A 19,537-nucleotide genomic window follows, 5' to 3' on the forward strand; every position below is an offset into this window, starting at 1 on the left:
GCCTGGGCCGCAATCCGACCAGCGCCTTCAGGCGCCGTCGGGGCGGAAGCCTTTGTAGAGCGTGAGCGCGAGGGCGGTGCGGTCGCGGAGGCCGAGCTTGCGCAGCAGCGCCGAGACGTGGTTCTTCACGGTGCCCTCGGCGAGCACGAGGGCGGCCGCGATCTCCCTGTTGTTCCGCCCTTCGGCCACCAGCTCGGCGACCACCCGCTCGCTCCGCGTGAGCAGCGTCAGCGGGCTCTCGCCGGTGCGACCCGGCTGGACGGCCGGCCGGGCGACGCGCGGATCGATCACCATCCCGCCGGCGATCACCGCGTCGAGGGCCACGACGAGACCCTCCACCGAGGTGTCCTTCAGGAGGAATCCGGAAGCGCCGGCCGAGAGGGCCGCCTGCACGAGCGCGTCGTCGTCGAAGGTCGTCAGAAGGAGGACGGGCAGACGCGGATGGAGCTGCGCACACTCGGCGGCGAGCTCCACGCCGCCCATGACCGGCATCCGCGCGTCGGTGACGACGACGTCCACCTCCGTCGTGCGCAGAATGTGCAGAGCAGCCTGTCCGTTCTCGGCCTGGGCCGAGACCACGACACCCTCGACCGTCGAGAGGAGCATGACCAGCCCACGGCGGATCATCTGCTGGTTTTCCACCAGCAGCACTCGCCTCGGTGTCGTCTCCGTCACGAGGCGCGGCTCTCCCGTTCCCCGTCGGCGCCTCCGAGAGGGATCGAGAGGCGCAGGAGGAACCGGTCGCCGATGCGCCGCGCCGTCAACCGACCTCCGCGAGCCGTCGCGCGATCGTCGAGGCCGCGCAGCCCGAACCCCAGCACAGGCTCGCCGTCGCTGATCCCGTTGCTCCTTCCCGCGCCGATGTCGCTGAGCAGCGAGAGCTCGAGCCGGACGTCGTCCGTCTCGATATCGATGCGGACTCTGCGGGCAGCGCCGTGCCGCAGAGCGTTCGTCAGCCCTTCCTGCACGCCTCGGTAGACGACGAGCGCGGTCTCATCGTCGCTGGTGAGCACACGGTCCGACGCCTCGTCGCCGACCACATCCACGGTCACGCCCGTGCCGCGGAAGGACTCCGCGATCAACTCCAGCGCAGCCAGGCCGCGGGCGCCCGCGTCCCGGAAGGGACTGAGCGCTCGTACCCACATCCGCATGTCCGCGAGAGCCTCGCTCGACGTGGATCGGGCGGTGCGGACCTCGGCCCACGCCTGCTCGGCATCGGTGGAGCGCAGGCGATCAGCGAGCTCGAGACTCATCGAGACGAGGGTCAGCTTGTACCCGAGGCCGTCGTGGAGCTCGCGTGCGCTCCGGGCGCGCTCGTCCGACAGCAGCAGCTCCTTCTCCGTCTCGGAGGCGCGATGCAACCGCCTGATCACACGCTGGTCGGCGGATCGCTCGCTCTCGAAGCCGCGAAGAGAGAGTCCCAGGGCGATCCCGAAGCACATCAGCACGGCCACGGGCACCACGTTGAGCAGACCGTCGAGCACTCCGGAGAGCAGCGCCCTCCCCGAGCCGACGGCGCCCCCGACATGGAGGGCCAGTCCGACGGAGGCGATCCAGATCATCGCGTGCGCCCCTGCGCGGAGCGAGACGTCGACCACCGCGAACGCCACGACGAGGAGGAGGACCGGGATCGTGAAATCGAGCCGGCCGAAGACGACGACCGGCGTCGCCGCGACGATGGACACCGTCGTCACGGCGACCCCGTGTCCCGCTCGGATCAGTCGGGGCCGGACGGCCCAGAGCCCGGCGATCACAGGCACCAGCGCGAGCCATGTGACCGCGACCGCTGCACCCGTGCCTCTCTGCGCGGAGTCCACGACGCCCAGGATCCCTGCCAGGACGAGGCAGCACAGGGCGATCGCCTGAAGTGCGATGACGGTCCTGTCCACGGTGCTCGACAGGGACGGCGCGACCGCGACCCGCTCGTGTCCTGCCGCTGACGGCGCGGAGATCTCCGCCACCGTCTCCGGAGTTGAGCCCATGTCGACAACTGTAGCTCCGACTCCGGGATGCCGACCCGTGACCGCAGTCACGCCCTCACCGTGACTCCGGTCATCCTCATCCGTGACTTCGGCGGGAGGTGGTCGACTGCGGACCTTCCTAGCCTCGAAGTCAGCGCCGGGAGCCGCATCCCGCACCGCGAGACAAGTCGGACAGGAAAAGGAAGCGATGCCGCTCGACCTCGAATATCTCCGGTACTGCCGCCCGGGCAACCCGTTCTACGCGGTCGCCGAGGAGGGGGACGACATCGATGGCGACGCCTTCGACGTCGCGTCCTTCGCTCCGGAGGACTGGCAGGTGAGGGAGTCGCGGCCGTGGCGGAACTGGATGCCGGACGGTTGCCTCCTCCCTCGTCAGGGATGGAAGCTCCACCTCTCGTCGACACTCGATGACGCGGAGAAGGTCCTCGCCGCTGCTGCACGCTACTGCTTCGCCTCCCGACCGCCTTTCAAGCATCTCTCGACCACCTCTCACCTTCTGATGCAGAACGGCAAGTACGCCGATCGAGCGGGAGCTGGGAAGTTCATCACCGTGTATCCCGGTTCGGACGACGAGTTCGCCCGAGCGCTGGAGGACCTCGACGTCCGTCTTCGCGGGTTCAGAGGCCCGTACGTACTGTCCGACCGGCGGTGGAAGTCCGGGCCTGTGCACTTCCGTTACGGCGCCTTCGTCCCGTCCGAGACGGAGAGCGGCTTCGTCTCGACGGTGCTCGACCCGGACGGGAACGAGGTGGAGGACGTCCGGCGGCCGACGTTCACACCTCCCCCGTGGGCTTCACTACCGGAGTCCGTCACTGTCGGGGCGGAGAACGAGGAAGAGGTCGCCTTCGGCTTCACGATGCTCTCAGCGCTGCACTTCTCGAACGGTGGTGGTGTCTATCTCGCTGAAGCGACGACCGACGAATTCGTGCCGATCGGGACGATCGTGGTCCTCAAGGAGGCGCGCCCGCACGCCGGGTTGGACGCCGACGGAGTCGACGCCGTGACTCGCCTGGCTCATGAGGAGGAGGTGCTCGTCGATCTGCAGTCCCTGGACTGCGTACCCGTCTTCTACGGATCCTTCACGGCCTGGGAGCACCGATACCTGGTCATGGAGCACATCGAGGGGAACGATCTGAAGCGCGAATGGATGACGAGGACTCCGCTGCTCCGACCAGCACCGTGGCGCGTCGGTGACCCTGCATACACCTCCTGGCTGACCACGACCGTCGCTCGCCTCGACGCCGCTCTCGCCTCCGTGCACCGCGCAGGATGGCTGCTCGGCGACATCCACCCGAAGAACGTCATCATGCGGAACGGCACGCACCCGTGCTTCCTCGACTTCGAGTTCGCGCATCGAATGGATCCGGAGTGGCGTTGTCGCCAGGGAGCGCCCGGCTACGAGCCCCTGGAAGGCCTGAAGGGGACGGAAGCGGACGAGTGGTCGCTCGGCATCCTCGAACTCGATCTCCTCTTCCCCCAAGCGACGATCGCCGACCAGGGCAACGTCGCGAAGATCGAGCAGCTCCTCCGAGCAGCCGCAGACGATCTCGCGGTTCCGCCCGCCGTGCTGCGGTCGATCAGGACCTCCACCCTCGACGTACTCCCCGCCTCCGGTCAGAGGTCGATCGACGAAGACGTCGGTCGACTCGCCGCCCTCTCGGACGACAAGCTGCGCGGCCAGATCGCCCGCGGTGTCGCATCGGTGCTTCAGTGGACGGACGACTCGCCGGTCGTTCCCGGAGACATCCCTGTCCTCGCCCGCGACAGCGCGGACCACCGTGCCGGATTCCCCTACGGCGCGGCTGGAGTCGTCGCTGTCTTCGGACGATCCGGAGATGTCGACCTCGAGGCCGCCGATCACTGGCTCGCCGCTCGCGTGGCCCAGGTGCGGTCGCGTGGTCTCTGCGGACGCGAGGGAATTCGCTACGCGGCTCGCCAGGCAGGACTCGCGCGCACACTCGAGGTCCTCGACCGCAGGCCCTCGGCCGCCCCCTCAGGTCCGACGCTGTGGTCGGGGTGGGCCGGTGCAGGGCTCGCCGAGCTCGCAGACGGAGGGGACCCGTCGGAGGCGGCCCACCATCTCACCACGCTGCTCGATGAGGACGTCCGAGGAGCCTCCGTCGGCCTCCTGCACGGATGGTCTGCGGCCGCGATCCTGTTCGCCCGACTCCACGAAGCCACTGGCGACGACTTATACATCACGCTCGCGATACGAGCCGTCGACGCCGATCTGGCGCGCTGTGCGATCACCCGGAACAACACTCTCGAGTTCGATGAGGGATGGAGGACTCTTCCTTACCTGGGGATCGGCTCGACCGGGCCCGGCCTGGCGATCCTGGAGCTGCGGCGGGTCACGGGCGAGGAGCTCTTCGCCGATCCCCTCGCGTCCATCGACGCCGCCGCGTCCTACCAGCAGTGCGCGCAGGCCTCACTCGCCCACGGTCTGTCCGGATTCCTCGTCTACCTCCGCCGATGCGTACTGCACCGCCCGAGCGCGGAACTCGAGGAGGTCCTCCGCTCGCACGTCCGGTCGCTGCGCCTGCACGCCGTGCTCGACGACACCGGCGTCTTCTTCCGCGGCAACCAGAACCTCCGACTCTCGTCGGACTACCTGACCGGCTCGCTCGGAGTGCTCGCAGCGCTCGACGAGCTCGAGACCGGACGCTCCGCCCTGCCGTTCGGACTCTGACCGAGTCGGCCCGAGACGAGGAGAGGAGGTGATCACATGAACCGGATCCTCGATTTCCAGACCCTCGAAGGTGAGGCCGACGCGCACGACGCCGCGCGCGTCAGCACCTTCAGCGTCATCTCGCCGTGCCCGGGCTGGCCCAGCTCGATCACGTGGGGCAACTGCTGATAGTCGCTACCGGGCGCCCGCGATCCAGCATGACGTGGATCGCGGGCGTCTCACGAGTAAGACGTCCCCACCTTCGTCGAGGAGAAACGCTCATGATCCCCACCCTCCAGGCTCGAGCCGTCGAGCAGGTCATCACCGTAGGCCGGCAGCGGACGACCGTCCTGCGGGGCTGCGACATCGATCTGGAAGGGGGCGGGCTCACCGCTGTCGTCGGCCGCTCCGGCTCCGGCAAGTCCTCTCTCCTGATGTGTCTCAGCGGACTGGACCGGCCGACGTCCGGCGTCGTCGAGGTCAACGGCCGGGACGTGAACAGGCTGTCAGCGGCCGATCGCGCTCGCATGCTCCGCGCCCAGATCGGGTTCGTGTTCCAGCAGTACAACCTCGTGCCCTTCCTCGATGTCGAGGAGAACATCGCGCTCCCCTTCAGGCTCGACCGATCACCCGTGCCGCACGACCTGATCGGTGGACTCGTGGAATCGTTCGGCCTGCGCGACCGGCGCCGTGCGCCGGCGCGAACGCTCTCGGGAGGTGAGCAGCAGAGGACCGCTCTCTGCCGCGCCCTTGCACGGCGGCCCGGCATCGTCTTCGCCGACGAGCCGACCGGCGCCCTCGACTCGCAGAGCTCGCGGGTCGTCCTGTCGACTCTGAGGACGATGGCGGACGAGGGCCAGATGATCGTGATGGTCACGCACGATCTCGACGCCGCAGCCCTCGCGGACACGGTCGTGGTGATGCACGATGGTCGGACCGTGCGGACGACCGGACGCTGCACCAGCCATGAGCTGCTGAGCATCCTCGAAGAGGCCGGGGCCTGACTCGTGTCCCGTTACGTCGTACGCCTGTTCGCCGACGAGTGGCGCCGATGGTCTCCCGCGATCGCTGTGGTCGCCCTGATGGCGACGCTGATCGGGTTGTGCGTTCAGCAGTTCGCCTGGACCGGCGACCCCGCATTCACCGCCGCTGTCACGGAGGCCGGCGTCGCGCTCGGGGAGTTCCGGATCCTCTCGATCACGATCTACACTGTCGTGGCGCTCGTCGGCTGGGTCGCCCTGACGATCGTCGGCCGAGCGAGCGTTCTGGCCACAGGACGCACGCACGCGCTCTGGCTCCTGCTGGGCGCCTCCCGAGCCCAGGTGTTCGTCGTCACTCTCCTCGTGCTCGGCATCGTGAGTCTCCTCGGCGCCGGCATCGGAGCGCTCCTCTCGACACTGCTGGCGTTCTGGGCGGTTCCCGCATTCAACGGTGCCGTCTCGTCCGAGGTCGATCTTCCGAGCTTCTCGCTCGCGCCCTGGGCTCCGGTGGTCACGCTGGCGCTCGGCACGCTCACCGCTCTGGCGGGCGGAGTCCTGCCCGCGCGCCGCGCCGCCCGCACGCCGCCGAGCGCCGCGCTGCGTGAAGTCAGGAGCGGTCGACCGGGTACGGCGATGCGCGCGGTGCGGATCGGCTGCGGCATCGCCCTCCTCCTCATCGCCTCCGGCCTTGTCACGGCATCCGCCTCTGCTCGAGAACTCGGAGCGACCGGACCGGCGCCGATGTTCAACCTGGCCGTCGACGTAGGAGGCAGCGTCCTCGTGGCCGTCTACCTCCTCTGCCCGGAGGTGATCGCGCTCGTCTTCCGGGCTCTGCACGCGCTCTCCGCCCGATCGGGTCTCGTCGTCGCAGCTCTCGGAATCCGCGCGGCAGCAGCCCGGGTGCAGGTCAGCACCGCCACGATCGCGCCGCTCACGGCAGGGCTGGGGGCGATCGCCGTGCTCCTGTGCGCGGTGGAGTCCGTCGTCGCCATGACGACGGCGGTCCGGCCCGGGACCCGCGCCGATCTCACCGATGTTCTGACGATCGTCGCAGTCGTAGCCGTGTCGATGCTCGCCACCAGCGCCACTGTCGTCGCTCTCTCTGCGCAGAACCGCGAGCGCGAGATCGCCCTGCTGCAGGCAGCGGGCCTGCAGCGCCGACAGATCATCGGGCTCGTCGTCTCCGAGAGCCTCGCGATGTCCCTCGCCGCTTCCACAGCAGCTGCCGCACCCGTCGCCGCCACCGGCGCGGTCTGCTGGCTCGTCAGTCGCGCAGCACTGGGCGAAGGGGTAGTGATCTGGCCGGTCCCGAGCGTCGTTCTCGGCCTCATCGGCTCGTGGATCGTGCTCTCGCTGATCCTCCTGATTCCCGCGCAGGCTCGGCTTCGCCGTCCCCCTGGACCGAGGTTGCGTGAGCAGGGTGTCTGACGTGATCACGGGTCGCGACGCACTGCCGCCTCGGGTTTCTGCGATCGCCGGACGGCTGCGACATCTCGCAGCTCTGCAGCCGTCGAGCGCAGCCGCGGAGCCGACAGGCCCCCGGCAGGTGCTCCTCCGGGATCCCGACGGGCGCCCCGTGCAGCACACCCTCGTCATCGCACCGCAGGAGTCTCTGGTGCTCTCGCCGGGCGCCGCCGCTTTCGCACTTGTGAGCGATCAGGACGGTGATGAGCATCACCGCATCCGCGTCGCCGTCGCGACCAGGAGCGGAGCCGTCGAGATCGTTCAGGACGAGCGCCCCGTCTCCCCGCGCATCCGATCGTTCTCGGATGGATTCCTCTGGATAAGGCGGAACGACGCGGGTCGGCCCTGGCAGGCGGTCTGGTGGCATCGCAGCCTGACGACTCCCCACGTGCTGCTCGAAGAGCCCGATCAGGCTCGGAGGCTCGATCTGCGCAGCGTCGCCGGGGCGATCGCCGTACTCGCATCGAGAGGGGCGCGCGACTCCCGGTACTGGGTGCTGACCGGAGAGGAGAGCAGTCCCCCGACGTGCCGTCGCCTCGACCTCGGCACGGAGAACGCGGATGTCTCCGCCTGCAGGGGCGGCCTCGCGGTCCTGTATCGACGGCACGGAGTCGTCCGGATGACCGGCTCGACGCGTCCTCTCGAGGTTCCCGTTCCGAAGGCCCTTCAGGCGGAGCACCTGCAGGAGGCCCAGGGTGAGCTCTTCGTACTCGGACGGTCGTCCGGCAGGAGAGCGGTGTGGCTGCCCGGCGGCGGGGCAGACGCGCTCTGGCTCGCGCCGGCGGCCGGGACCCTTGTTCCCGCCGTCGATCCGATCACCCGCCACCCGATCATGCTCGTCTCCTCCCCTGCTCACCGCGCCCACTGCGTCACCCCTGTACCGGGTAAGGCACTCGCCACCGAGGTCACAGAACGGATGAAGGTCACGTCACTCACTGCGCCGAGCCGGGACGGCACCCTCGTCCCGCTCACCCTGATGACTCCTGACGGCGCCGACAGCTGTCCCGTCGTCGTCCAGGTCTACGGCGCCTACGGCATCAGCCTCGAGGGGCCGTTCGATCCCTTCACGGACGACCTCCTCGCGCGCGGAGCCGCGATCGCCTACTGCCATGTCCGCGGGGGCGGAGAGAACGGCCCGGAGTGGCATCGGCAGGCGACCGGCCTCGGCCGCGAGCGCCCGATCGAGGACCTCCTCGCCTGCCTGGCGTTGCTTCGTGAGCTTCCAGGGATCGACTCGCACCGGCTCCTTCTCACCGCGGCGAGCGCGGGCGCGCTGGTCGCTGCGACGGTCTGCCTCCGTCGCCCCGCAGAACTCCGTGGCCTCCACCTCGTGCATCCCTTCCTCGATCCCGTCGGCGCGCTCGATGATCGCTCCGCAGCCGCGGCGGCGTCCGACCGTGAGGAGTTCGGTGACCCTGACTGGATCCTCGCGAGCGGGCTCTCTCCACTCGCGACGATCGCCACAATGGTGGGGCGGAGCCGACCGCTTCCGCGCGCGTGGATTCGAGCCGGTCTCCGCGATGCCCGAGTCGACGCGTCGGCGATCGCGGAATTCGCAAGCGCCTACCGGGCAGTGGCTGAGCGCGACGATCCCGCGCACGTCGTCCTCCGTGCGACCTCGGGCGGTCACCTCAGCGGACTGACGCCCGAGGAGTCCCACCAGGAGAACGTCCTCGCTCACGCCTGGACGCTCGACCTCCTCGGCCTGGCCTGACCCGTCGAGCGCAAGGACGAGGGCGATCGTTCCGGCGGGAGCCGATCTCGTCCAGGCGAGAACTGCCCTACGGCGTCACTGGCCGGCACCCGACACCCCGCCCGCCGAGCCGTGCGGCATCGCCACGCACCGCCACAACGAGAACCCGGTGACCGCGGAGGCGTGCTCTCCCGACTCCGTCGCCGCCGGCCCCCACTCCTGCAGCTGTGTGCATCCGTCCGCCACCACGGCCTTCCGCACCGACTCGGTCGGTGGCGCCGAGTTCTTCAGAACCAGCAGAGGCGTGCGTCCTGCCGCGATCATCCCGGCGACGTCCTGCTCGGTGAAGACCCGCGCCTGGCCGGAGTAGCCGCCGTCGGTGAGCACGCTCGCGCCGGTCGCCGTGATGATCGGCGCCGAGATCGCCCAGGAGTCGGTGAGGAACAGGGGCGCTCCGTCCACCCCGCCGCCGGCGGCACGAGCAGCGGCGACCAGTGCGGTCTCGTCGGCGGTCATCGAGTCGTGCCCGCCGACCGCGTCCGGCGACGAGACCGCGAACGGAGCCGAGGTCTCGGCCCTCTGCGGGAAGCGCAGGCCGACGAGCGCGTCCCCGCCCGACCCGTCGAGGGACGCGTCGAGCACCTGGAGGCTGAACGCGATCGGCCCTGCCAGGATCACGACGGCCGCTGCGAGCGCGATCGAACGATGCCGGGCCGCGCCTCTGCTCGCCGCCGCACCGCCCCTACTCCACCGGGCCGCCACCGCGACCACGACGAGCCCTGCTCCGGCGAGCGCCGCGAACGGCAGGCCCAGCACCGCGGGCAGCTGCCCGCCCACGGCGAGCACCGCGCTCCACGCCGTCTGCGCGACGAGGAGGAGCGGCAGCACCAGCCGCGCGACGACCCGGGTCGACGCGAGCAGCCGCACCGCTTCCGCCCAGCCCAGCGCCGCGAGGAGCGCCAGCTGCACTCCGATCGCCGCGACGTAGGCGGTGTGCGGCACCGTCGCCACCGAGAGCACGCCCGCCGCTGTCACCAGCCACACCGCGAGGCAGACCAGGAGGGCGAAGGCACCGCGGGCACCTCCCCGCCTCCCCCGCCGCGGCCACCAGCGCACGGCGCCGAGCACCAGCCCGGCGAGCGCCGCGGGATACAGCCAGCCGACCTGCGTCGCGTACTGCGCCAGCAGCAGCTTGGCCGGCGAAGACCCCGCTGCTCCGCCCATCGTCGCCACGTGGGCGGAAGCGACGACGGCGCCGGGCACCGCTCCCGGGATCAGCCGGTCGAGCCCGTTGAACCCGAACACCATCGCGAAGACGTCGTTCCCCGTCGACCCGTCGATGTAGGGCCGGTCCCCTGCCGGCACCGCCTGCATCGCGACCATCCACGCCACCGAGGCGCCCACCGCGACGGCCAGGAGCCCGCCCGCACAGGCGAGCGCTCGGCGCCACCCGCGCACCCCGACGAGAGTCGCCACCACGAGCGCCGGCAGGACGAACCAGGCCTGCATCATCTTCGCCTGGAAGCCGATCCCGATGGACAGCCCGGTCATCAGCAGCGGCCACCACCGCTCCGTCAGCACCGCGCGCTGCCACCACACCAGCGCCACGGCGAGTGCCGCCGTGAGCAGCCCGTCCTCCATCGGGTGCCCGAACATCGACACGAAGATCGGCGTGCTCGCCGCCGCTGCCGCCGCGACCAGCCCGAGCCCCCGGCCGCCCCACCGGAGCCCGACGACCGAGCACGCCGCGACCGTGATCAGCCCCTCGATCAGCTGCGGCAGCGCGATCGACGACGTCGACATGCCGAACAGCCGGATGCTCAGCGCCTGCGGCACCGCGAACCCCGCCAGCTTGTCCAGCGTCACCGTGGCGGCGGGATCGAAGGCTCCGAACGCCAGCGCGTGCCACGACTCCGACATCGACCGTGCCGCCGCCTCGTAGAAGACGGCGTCTCCGCCCCGGGCGAGATTCCAGCCGGTGAGGGCCGTCGAACCGCACAGGATCGCGAGGAGGGTGAGCCGCGCCCACCAGCGTTCGCGCCACCAGCGGGCGAGCGGAGCGGAGTGGGTCACGTCCACCGACGCTAGGGAGCCGGCCTGCCGCCGCCCTTGCGGGCGGTCGGGGAGACGCCGTGCATGCCGCTCCGGCCTCTCAGTCCGGACGCCGCCGGCACGGCCGACGACCAGGAAGGGTGCCGCGCCGCCCCGGTCACCCTCTAGGGTGCGGACATGCCCCGCTCCATGGCCGACCTCTCCTTCCGCCGCGCCCAGTGGGAGCAGCGCTACGCACCGCACGTGGCTCCCGTGAACCGCTGGGTCGACGAGCTGCGGAACCCCTACGGACGCGGCTGGCTGCCCTACGTCGCGCCCCTGCACGGCGGAGTGGAGGCGCGCGTCCTCAGCGTCCTCCGCGATCCCGGCCCCGCCACTCAGGACGGCATCGGAAGCGGCTTCCTCTGCACCGAGAACGACGACCCGACGGCGGAGCTCATGGCCGGGCTGATGGACGAGGTGGGCCTCGCCCCCGCCGACCTGCTGCCGTGGAACGCCTACCCCTGGTACATCAACCGGGCCCCGAACGCCGAGCAGCTCGACGCCGGCGTCGAGACCGTCCTGCATCTGCTCGCGCTCGCCCCCGACGTCGAGGTGGTCCTCCTTCAGGGCGGCGACGCCGATCACGGCTGGCGGCGCCTCCTCAGGCGGCACCCGGCGATCGAGCGCGAGCGCGGCCTCACGGTGATCCGCACCTTCCATCCGTCGCGACAGGCGCTCTGGGCACGGGATCCCGCCGAGCGGGAGGCGCGCTCCGCTCGACGTCGCGTGGCTTTCGCCGAGGTCGCCGCAGCGCTCCGGTGAGCGGTCCGCAGCGTCACGACGAGGCCCGGAAACGACGGAAGCCCTGACGACGACCAGTGGTCTCATCAGGGCTTTCCGTCGGGCTGACAGGATTTGAACCTGCGACCCCTTGACCCCCAGTCAAGTGCGCTACCAAGCTGCGCCACAGCCCGTGGCAGACCGGGCCGAGGCCCGGGCAACTCGACTACCTTAGCGGATGCCGACGCCGGAAGTGAAAACGAGCGGGCCCCGTAGACTCGCTGGGCGGAACGCGTCGGCACGGGTCGACGCGCCGTCGGCAGCTCGGGAGGCGTCAGCAGTGGATGCGCGGCAGAAGCGATCACAGGTGGCCCTGCACCGGGCGATCGTCGAACTCGCGACCGGCCGCGACGTCGCCACCCTCACCGTCTCCGAGATCACCGATCTCGCCGGCGTGAACCGCTCCACCTTCTACGCCCACGCCTCGTCCGCCGCGGAGCTGCTCTGCGCCGCCCTGCAGGACGAGCTCGACGCGATCCGGGAGGGCTACCTCCAGCAGCTCCGGAGCGGTGCCGCGACCGACGCGAGCATCCGCGAGGGCACCTCCCGCGTCCTCGGCCACCTGGACGGCCACCGCGACCTCTACCTCCGCGCCTTCGACGCCCCCGGCGGGGACTCGGGCCTCCGCGCGATGCTGGCAGGGCACTTCCGCACCGCCGTCTCCGCGACGCTCGACACGGGGATCCTCGACGTCCCGGCCGCGGACGCACCGCTCGGCTTCCTCGAGGACGCGACGGCCTCGTTCCTCGCGGCGGGCTCCGTCGGCCTGATGGAGCAGTGGCTCCGTCTGCCCGCGCCCCGCGATCCCGGCAGCTACCTCGCCGCCTACCGACGGCTCCTGCCGCCGTGGTGGCCCTTCGCCACCGGCGACTGACCGGCCTCGTCGGGCGCCGCTGCGCAGACGCTCGCCGAGAGAGTCGACCGCTTGGCTCGAGGGCGGCCGCAACTCCGCAAGCCGGACCGCGCGGCTCCTCGCTCCCTCTCGAGAGAGCTGTCCCGCTCGGCCGTGACGCCTCGGCAGCAGCATCCGCCCCCTCGACTCGATCGCTGCTCCTCCCGGAGACGCGGACGGCCCGCGGGAGGAGCTCCCACGGGCCGGACACGGTACGGCTGCGCTCAGCGCGCGCGCTTCTCGCGGACGCGCATGTTGACGTTCACCGGCGACCCCTGGAAGCCGTAGATCTCGCGCAGGCGGCGCGCGATGTAGCGGCGGTAGCCCGGGTCGAGGAACCCGGTCGTGAAGAGGACGAATGTCGGCGGGCGCGACGAGGCCTGCGTGCCGAAGAGCACGCGGGGCTGCTTGCCTCCGCGGAGGGGGTGCGGGTGCGCCGCGGTGAGCTCGGCGAGGAACGCGTTGAACTTGCCCGTCGGGATGCGCGTGTCCCACGACTCGAGGGCGAGCTCGAGCGCCGGCACGAGCTTCTCGAGGTGGCGGCCGGTGCGGGCCGAGATGTTGACGCGGGGCGCCCACGCCACGTGGGCGAGGTCGGTCTCGATCTCGCGCTCGAGGTAGCGGCGGCGCTCGTCGTCGAGGAGGTCCCACTTGTTGAAGGCGAGCACGAGCGCCCGGCCCGACTCCAGCACCAGGTCGATGATGCGGACGTCCTGCTCCGAGATCGGCTGCGAGACGTCGAGGACGACGACGGCGACCTCGGCCTTCTCGAGCGCGGTCGAGGTGCGCAACGACGCGTAGAAGTCGGCGCCCTGCTGGAGGTGCACGCGGCGGCGGATGCCCGCGGTGTCGACGAAGCGCCAGACCTTGCCGGCGATCTCGACCTGCTCGTCGACCGGGTCGCGCGTGGTGCCGGCGAGCTCGTTGACGACGACCCGCTCCTCCCCCGCCGCCTTGTTGAGCAGGCTGGACTTGCCGACGTTCGGGCGGCCGAGGATCGCGACGCGGCGCGGCCCGCCGACCTCGCGCTTGGCGACGGCCGACTCCAGAGGGAGCTTCTCGAGCACCGCGTCGAGAAGGTCGGCGACGCCGCGGCCGTGGACGGCCGAGACGGGGCGGGGCTCGCCCAGGCCGAGCGACCACAGCGATGCGGCGTTCGGCTCCTGGCGGGCGTCGTCCACCTTGTTGGCGGCGAGGAAGACCGGCTTCTTCGTCTTGCGCAGCAGCTTCACGACGTGCTCGTCGGTCGCGGTCGCGCCGACGTTCGCGTCGACGACGAAGATGACGGCGTCGGCGAGGTCGATGGCGATCTCGGCCTGCATGGCGACGGAGGCGTCGATGCCGCGGGCGTCGGGCTCCCAGCCGCCGGTGTCGACGATGGTGAACGCTCGGTCGATCCACTCCGCCTTGTAGGACACGCGGTCGCGCGTGACGCCCGGGGTGTCCTCGACGACGGCCTCGCGGCGGCCGAGGATGCGGTTCACCAGCGCGGACTTGCCGACGTTGGGGCGGCCCACGATCGCCACGACCGGGAGGGCGGGGAGGTAGCGGACCTCGTCCGAGTCCTCCCCGGCGAACTCGAGGAGGTCGAGGTCCTCCTCGTCGAGGTCGTAGTCCTCGAGTCCGCTGCGGAGCGCCTGCGCGCGTGAGGAGGCGAGCTGCTCGTCGAGGTCGCCGAGGCGCTCGACGAGGTCGTCGTCTCCGAAGTTCAGCTCGTCGTCACCGACGTGCGTGTCCTGTGCCATGACCGACCCTTGCTCTCGAAGTTCGGACCTCGGCGACGACCGCGTCGACGGTCTGCTCGAAGTCGAGATGAGTGGAGTCGAGAAGAGTGACTCCTTCTGCGGCGTTCATGAAGTCGACCACCTGCGAGTCGGCGCGGTCCCTCGACCGCAGCGCCTGACCCGTCGCCTCGGCGGATTCCGTAGTGACCTCGCGCGAACGCCTGGCCATTCTAGCCTCTTCGCTCGCCGTCAGCAGGATCCGGACCGGAGCGGTCGGTGCGACGACCGTCGTGATGTCGCGGCCCTCGACGATGATGCCCTCCCGACGCGTCTCGCCGATGATCCTCCGGAACAGCAGGGTGATCCTCCGACGGACCTCGGGGACCTTCGCCACGGCCGAGACGCGCGCGGTCACCCGGGGCTCGCGGATGGCGGTGGTCACCTCGGTCGGACCGACCCACACCGAGTACGACTCGGGGTCGGTGCCGATGGAGTAGTCGAAGCCGTCGAGCGCGTCGACGATCGCGTCCTGGTCCTCGAAGTCGAGGCCGCGGTCGAGCCCGTGCCAGGCGAGCGCGCGGTAGGCCGCTCCCGTGTCGAGGAACTCGAAGTCGAGGCGGCGGGCGGCAGCCCTCGACACGCTGGACTTGCCGCTGCCGGCCGGGCCGTCGATGGCGACCACGACGGCCTCGCCGAAGTCGCCCTGCTCGGCGGCCTCGGAGCGCGCCTCGCGCTCGGGAGCCGCGCCCCCGTCCTCCGGGATGCTCTGCTGTGCCCGGCGGGCGGGCGTCATCCTGTTCAGGCCGCCCTCCTGCCTGTTCTGCTCGGTGCTCATCCGGCGATCCTCCAGCCGCGTATGGTCAGTTCTTCGGTCAGCGGCGCGACCGCCTCGGGCACGACCGAGATCTCGGCGAGACCCACTCGACGCCCCTGCGCGTGCTCGAGGCGCACGTCCTCGAGGTTGACGCCCGCCTCGCCGATCTCCACCAGGAGCCGCGCGAGGGTTCCGGGAGAGTCGTCGACGAGGACGATCAGGGTCGAGAAGCGCTGGTCCTGGCCGTGCTTGCCGGGCAGGCGCGCCACTCCGGCGTTGCCCGCGGCGAGGTGCTCGGCGAGCACGCGGCGCGAGCCGGGCGCCTCGAGGTCGCGAAGCGCGTCGGCCACCGCGGCGACGTCGTCGCGGAAGGCGTCGAGCACCGCGACGACGTGCTCGCGGTTCGCGGCCAGGATCTGCATCCAGAGCTCGGGGGCCGAGGCCGCCAGGCGCGAGACGTCGCGGACGCCCTGCCCGGCGAGGCGGAGCGCCGCGTTCGGGGCGTCGAGGAGGCGCTGGCCGAGCAGTGACGAGATCACCTGCGGGGCGTGCGAGACGAGGCCGACCGAGAGGTCGTGCTCCTCCGGGTCCATCTCGACGATGGTGCCGCCGAGGTCGAGAGCGAGGCCCTCCACCCTTGCGAGCGCGTCGGGCGCGGTCTCGCCGTCGCGGCAGATCACCCAGGGTCTGCCGACGAAGAGGTCTCCCCGCGCGGCGACCGGTCCGCCGCGCTCGCGGCCGGCCATCGGGTGCGAGCCGATGTAGCGGGCGAGGTCGACGCCGCGGGAGCGCAGCTCGCGCAGCGGCTGGGTCTTGACGCTCGCCACGTCGGTGACGACGGCTCCGGGGTGCGCCGCGAGCTCGCGCTCGACGACGCTCGCGGTGACGTCAGGGGGGACGCAGACGACGACGACGGAGGGCCGGTCGTCGGCGGAGGCGGCGCGGCCGGCCCCGTAGTCGATGGCGAGGGAGAGGCTCGCGGGCGAGGCGTCGTCGAGGACGACGTCGATCCCGCGGGAGGCGAGGCCGAGGCCGATGGAGGCGCCGAGCAGTCCGGAGCCGACCACCCGCACCGTCCCGGTCGTCCGCATCGCGGGCGGCGCGGGGTGCAGGAGCTCGTTCACCCCGACAGCCTAGCGATCGGCGCGGCGCTGCTTGTCGGCGCCGGACCGGCGCGGAGGACCGTCGCTCCGCCCGCCGCCGGCGGAGGAGCCGCCGCGATCGGACGACCGTCCCGCCGAGCCGCCGCGGTCGGACGACCGTCCGGACGATCCGCCGCGATCCGAGGATCGCCCGGCCGAGCCGCGCTCCGCCGGGGCGACGCGCTCGCCGCTGTCAGGCCGGGGCCGCCGCGCACCCGCGCTCGCCTTCTTCGAGGGGACCGCGGGAGCGGCCGCCACCGCCTCGCCGCCCTGCCGCGCGATCGTGAGCAGCGCGCCCAGCTCCTCCCGGGTCAGGTCGCGCAGATCGCCCGAGCGCAGGGTGCCCAGGTGCAGCGGCCCGAACTGGCGCCGGACGAGCTCGATCACCGGGTGGCCGACCGCCGCCATCATCCGGCGCACGACCCGGTTGCGACCGGAGTGCAGGGTGATCTCGACGAGCGAGGCGTTCGAGCGGCCCTCCGGCCGGCCGAGGAGACGCGCCTTGTCGGCGGCCACCGGTCCGTCGTCGAGCTCGATCCCGGAGGTCAGCGTCGCGATCGTCTGCGGGAGGACCTGCCCGTGCACCTTCGCGATGTAGGTCTTCGTCACTCCGAACGACGGGTGCGCGAGGACGTGGGCGAGCTCGCCGTCGTTGGTCAGCACGAGCAGGCCCGAGGTCTCGGCGTCGAGGCGCCCGACGTTGAACAGCCGCTCCTCGAAGTTCTTCGTGTAGAGGCTGAGGTCGGTGCGTCCGTTCTCGTCCGCCAGCGAGCTGACGACGCCGATCGGCTTGTTGAGCATGACGTAGCGGCGCGAGGTGTCCAGCTGCACCGCGACCCCGTCGACCTCGATCCGGTCGGTCGCCGGATCGATGCGGCGGCCGAGCTCGTCCGCCACCTCGCCGTTGACGCGAATCCGCCGCGCCACGATCATCTCCTCGACCACTCGTCGGGAGGCGACCCCCGCTGCCGCGAGGACCTTCTGCAGTCGTTCGCCGTCGGGGCCGCTGTCAGGCGCGCTCATCGAATCCGTCTCTTCCGTCGCTCAGTAGGGGGGAGATCTTCGGCAGCTCGTCGAGCGAGGTGAGGCCGAGGTGCACGAGCAGCTGCTCGGTGGTGCCGTAGAGGACCGCGCCCGTCTCGGGGTCGTGGCCGACCTCCGCGATGAGGCCGCGGCCGAGGAGGGTGCGCGCGACGGAGTCGACGTTGACCGCGCGGATCTGCGCGACCTGACCGCGCGAGACCGGCTGCTTGTAGGCGATCACGGCGAGCGTCTCGAGCGCCGCCTGCGAGAGCCGCGTCGGGTTCTGCGTCAGGACGAAGTCCTTGACCACCGGGTCGTACTCGCGGCGCACGTAGATCCGCCAGCCGGCACCGACCTCGCGCAGCTCGAAGCCCCGGCGGATCGCCCCGTCGGCGCCGTCGTAGTCGGCGACCAGGCGCTCGATCGACTGGCGGACCACGGCGATCGGCCTCGACAGCGCGGTCGCGAGGGAGGCGAGCGGCTGCGGCTCGTCCGCGACCATCAGGATCGCCTCGACCGCCCGGTCGATCTCGAACGCGACGGTCCCGGGGCCGGCGTCAGGAGTCATAGTCGGCTCCGAGCGCGGCGAGGCTCGCATCGCTCCACTGCTCGGCGACCCAGCGCAGCGTGAGCTCGCCGAGCGGCTCCGGCTGGTCGAACGAGATCACGGCGTGCCGGTAGAGCTCGAGCACGGCCAGGAAGCGCGCGACGATCACGCCCTTCTCGTCGGCGTCCGCGATCAGCTCGCCGAACGTGGCCCTCCCGCGGGCGCGCAGCATCGCCACGACGTGCGCGGCCTGCTCCCGGATGCTGATCTGCGGGGCGTGCAGGTGGTCCAGGCCCACCGTCGGCAGCTCGCGCGGAGCGAGGGCGACGGTCGCGAGGGCGGCGAAGTCGGCGGGCGACAGGGTCCAGACGAGCTCCGGCTTCGCGGACCGGTACTCCTCCTCCAGAGGCACGTCCCGCACGTGGCGGGCGGTCTCGATCGCGATCCGCTCGGCGAACCACGACGACACCTGCTTGAAGGCCCGGTACTGCAGGAGCCGGGCGAACAGCAGGTCTCGCGCCTCCAGCAGCGCCGCGTCCTCCGCGTCCACGAGCTCGCCCTGGGGCAGGAGTCCGGCGATCTTCAGGTCGAGGAGCGTCGCGGCGACGACGAGGAACTCCGACGCGCGGTCCAGCCCCTCGAGCGAGTCGATCCCGTGCAGGTACGAGAGGAACTCGTCCGTCACGGCGCTCAGCGCGATCTCGGTGATGTCGACCTGCTGCTTCGCGATGAGGCTCAGCAGGAGGTCGAACGGACCCTCGAAGTTGGTCAGCGCGAGGTGGAACCCGGTGGGAGCGGCGCGCTCCTCGAGGAGGACCTCAGGCGACCGCGCCACGCGAGATCAGCTCCCTGGCGAGCTTGCGGTACGCCTTCGCGGCGTTGTGCTCGGGCGCGAACTGGGTGATCGGGACGCCGGACACGCTGGCGTCCGGGAACTTCACCGTGCGGCCGATCACCGTCTCGAGCACGCTGTCGCCGAAGGCGTCGACCACCCGGTCGAGCACCTCACGCGAGTGCAGGGTGCGGGAGTCGTACATCGTGGGCAGGATGCCGTCGAGCTCGATCACCGGGTTGAGCCGGTCGCGGACCTTGTCGATCGTCTCGATCAGCAGGGCGACGCCGCGCAGCGCGAAGAACTCGCACTCGAGCGGGATGAGGACGCCGTGGCTCGCGGTGAGCGCGTTGACCGTGAGCAGACCCAGCGAGGGCTGGCAGTCGATCAGGATGACGTCGTAGTCCGCGCTCACCTTGCGGAGCACGCGAGCGAGGATCTGCTCGCGCGCGACCTCGTTGACGAGATGGACCTCGGCGGCGGAGAGGTCGATGTTGGCCGGGATGACGTCCAGGCCCGGCACGCGGGTCCTCCGGATCGCCTCGGCCGGGTCCTTCACGGTGCCGAGGAGCAGGTCGTAGATCGTGATGGCGTCGTAGGTCGTGACCCCGAGGCCGGCCGAGAGGGCGCCCTGCGGGTCGAAGTCGATGGCCAGCACGCGGCGGCCGTACTCGGCGAGGGTCGCGCCCAGGTTGATGGTCGTCGTCGTCTTGCCGACGCCGCCCTTCTGGTTGCAGAGCGAGATGATCCGAGCGGGGCCGTGACCGGTGAGCTCCACCGGCAGCGGGAAGTCGCGCAGAGGGCGGCCGGTCGGGCCGAGCGTCGGGGCTTCGAGACCGGTGAGCTCGGCCTTGTCGTCCGTCTTGCGTGTCACCTGCGTCGTCCTCGCTTCCGTGGCGGCG

General features: G+C 71.2%; 16 protein-coding genes, 1 tRNA gene and 1 pseudogene. 7 read left to right on the forward strand and 11 right to left on the reverse strand.

Features of this window, described 5'->3' with window-relative positions:
* Positions 1–27: 27 nt before the first annotated feature.
* Entirely contained in the window at positions 28–642 is a 615-nt protein-coding gene (locus C5C37_RS09230) for a response regulator transcription factor (protein WP_258074088.1), read from the reverse strand.
* 29 nt (positions 643–671) lie between these two features.
* Positions 672–1,982 carry a sensor histidine kinase gene (locus tag C5C37_RS09235; protein ID WP_104338827.1) on the reverse strand — a complete coding sequence of 437 codons (1,311 nt, stop codon included), beginning with the start codon at positions 1,980–1,982 and terminating at the stop codon, positions 672–674.
* Positions 1,983–2,169: 187 nt separating this feature from the next.
* Between C5C37_RS09235 and lanKC the strand changes: the two genes are divergently transcribed.
* The 5 genes from lanKC to C5C37_RS09255 all read left to right on the forward strand — a co-directional run bounded on the left by lanKC (position 2,170) and on the right by C5C37_RS09255 (position 8,808).
* Positions 2,170–4,671, forward strand: coding sequence for a class III lanthionine synthetase LanKC (gene lanKC, locus C5C37_RS09240; RefSeq protein ID WP_104338828.1), 2,502 nt, complete (start codon positions 2,170–2,172; stop codon positions 4,669–4,671).
* A 36-nt stretch (positions 4,672–4,707) separates the two neighbouring features.
* Positions 4,708–4,839 (forward strand): hypothetical protein, encoded by a 132-nt coding sequence (locus C5C37_RS17905; protein WP_258059251.1) that lies wholly within the window; start codon positions 4,708–4,710, stop codon positions 4,837–4,839.
* A gap of 92 nt (positions 4,840–4,931) precedes the next feature.
* On the forward strand, positions 4,932–5,654 hold the full coding sequence (locus C5C37_RS09245; protein ID WP_104225415.1) for an ABC transporter ATP-binding protein: 723 nt from the start codon (positions 4,932–4,934) through the stop codon (positions 5,652–5,654).
* Between the two features lie 3 nt (positions 5,655–5,657).
* Complete coding sequence (locus tag C5C37_RS09250) at positions 5,658–7,058, forward strand: FtsX-like permease family protein (protein WP_104269180.1); 1,401 nt, start codon at positions 5,658–5,660, stop codon at positions 7,056–7,058.
* 148 nt (positions 7,059–7,206) lie between these two features.
* Positions 7,207–8,808: a prolyl oligopeptidase family serine peptidase gene (locus C5C37_RS09255; protein ID WP_146084346.1), complete on the forward strand. Its 1,602-nt coding sequence runs from the start codon at positions 7,207–7,209 to the stop codon at positions 8,806–8,808.
* 75 nt (positions 8,809–8,883) lie between these two features.
* On the opposite strand, the gene C5C37_RS09260 is transcribed toward C5C37_RS09255, so the two are convergent.
* Positions 8,884–10,860: a glycosyltransferase family 39 protein gene (locus C5C37_RS09260; RefSeq protein ID WP_104333931.1), complete on the reverse strand. Its 1,977-nt coding sequence runs from the start codon at positions 10,858–10,860 to the stop codon at positions 8,884–8,886.
* A gap of 156 nt (positions 10,861–11,016) precedes the next feature.
* Between C5C37_RS09260 and C5C37_RS17910 the strand changes: the two genes are divergently transcribed.
* Positions 11,017–11,643: a uracil-DNA glycosylase gene (locus tag C5C37_RS17910; RefSeq protein ID WP_104273319.1), complete on the forward strand. Its 627-nt coding sequence runs from the start codon at positions 11,017–11,019 to the stop codon at positions 11,641–11,643.
* Between the two features lie 78 nt (positions 11,644–11,721).
* On the opposite strand, the gene C5C37_RS09270 is transcribed toward C5C37_RS17910, so the two are convergent.
* Positions 11,722–11,795, reverse strand: a tRNA-Pro gene (locus C5C37_RS09270).
* 146 nt (positions 11,796–11,941) lie between these two features.
* Here C5C37_RS09270 and C5C37_RS09275 point away from each other — a divergent pair.
* A complete protein-coding gene (locus tag C5C37_RS09275; protein WP_181069118.1) occupies positions 11,942–12,535 on the forward strand; it encodes a TetR/AcrR family transcriptional regulator in 594 nt (197 codons plus the stop codon).
* Between the two features lie 242 nt (positions 12,536–12,777).
* Here C5C37_RS09275 and der read toward each other — a convergent pair whose 3' ends face one another.
* The 7 genes and pseudogenes from der to C5C37_RS09310 all read right to left on the reverse strand — a co-directional run bounded on the left by der (position 12,778) and on the right by C5C37_RS09310 (position 19,509).
* Positions 12,778–14,298 (reverse strand): ribosome biogenesis GTPase Der, encoded by a 1,521-nt coding sequence (der, locus tag C5C37_RS09280; protein ID WP_104222506.1) that lies wholly within the window; start codon positions 14,296–14,298, stop codon positions 12,778–12,780.
* Positions 14,273–15,112, reverse strand: a complete 840-nt coding sequence (gene cmk, locus C5C37_RS09285) for a (d)CMP kinase (protein WP_258074090.1) — start codon at positions 15,110–15,112, stop codon at positions 14,273–14,275. The genes der and cmk overlap by 26 nt, the downstream gene beginning before the upstream one ends.
* Entirely contained in the window at positions 15,109–16,182 is a 1,074-nt protein-coding gene (locus C5C37_RS09290) for a prephenate dehydrogenase (protein ID WP_104222605.1), read from the reverse strand. The genes cmk and C5C37_RS09290 overlap by 4 nt, the downstream gene beginning before the upstream one ends.
* Before the next feature lie 303 nt (positions 16,183–16,485).
* Positions 16,486–17,256 (reverse strand): annotated as a pseudogene (locus C5C37_RS09295) (pseudouridine synthase); the annotation flags it as partial.
* The gene (scpB, locus tag C5C37_RS09300) at positions 17,243–17,824 is read right to left on the reverse strand and encodes an SMC-Scp complex subunit ScpB (RefSeq protein ID WP_104225420.1); all 582 of its coding nucleotides are present in this window, start codon (positions 17,822–17,824) and stop codon (positions 17,243–17,245) included. The gene scpB and the pseudogene C5C37_RS09295, both read right to left, overlap by 14 nt.
* A complete protein-coding gene (locus C5C37_RS09305; protein ID WP_104261119.1) occupies positions 17,814–18,638 on the reverse strand; it encodes a ScpA family protein in 825 nt (274 codons plus the stop codon). The genes scpB and C5C37_RS09305 overlap by 11 nt, the downstream gene beginning before the upstream one ends.
* Positions 18,622–19,509, reverse strand: coding sequence for a ParA family protein (locus C5C37_RS09310; RefSeq protein ID WP_104222502.1), 888 nt, complete (start codon positions 19,507–19,509; stop codon positions 18,622–18,624). The genes C5C37_RS09305 and C5C37_RS09310 overlap by 17 nt, the downstream gene beginning before the upstream one ends.
* Between the last annotated feature and the right edge of the window lie 28 nt (positions 19,510–19,537).

This window comes from Rathayibacter sp. AY1F9 (assembly GCF_002932155.1).
GTDB lineage: Bacteria > Actinomycetota > Actinomycetes > Actinomycetales > Microbacteriaceae > Rathayibacter.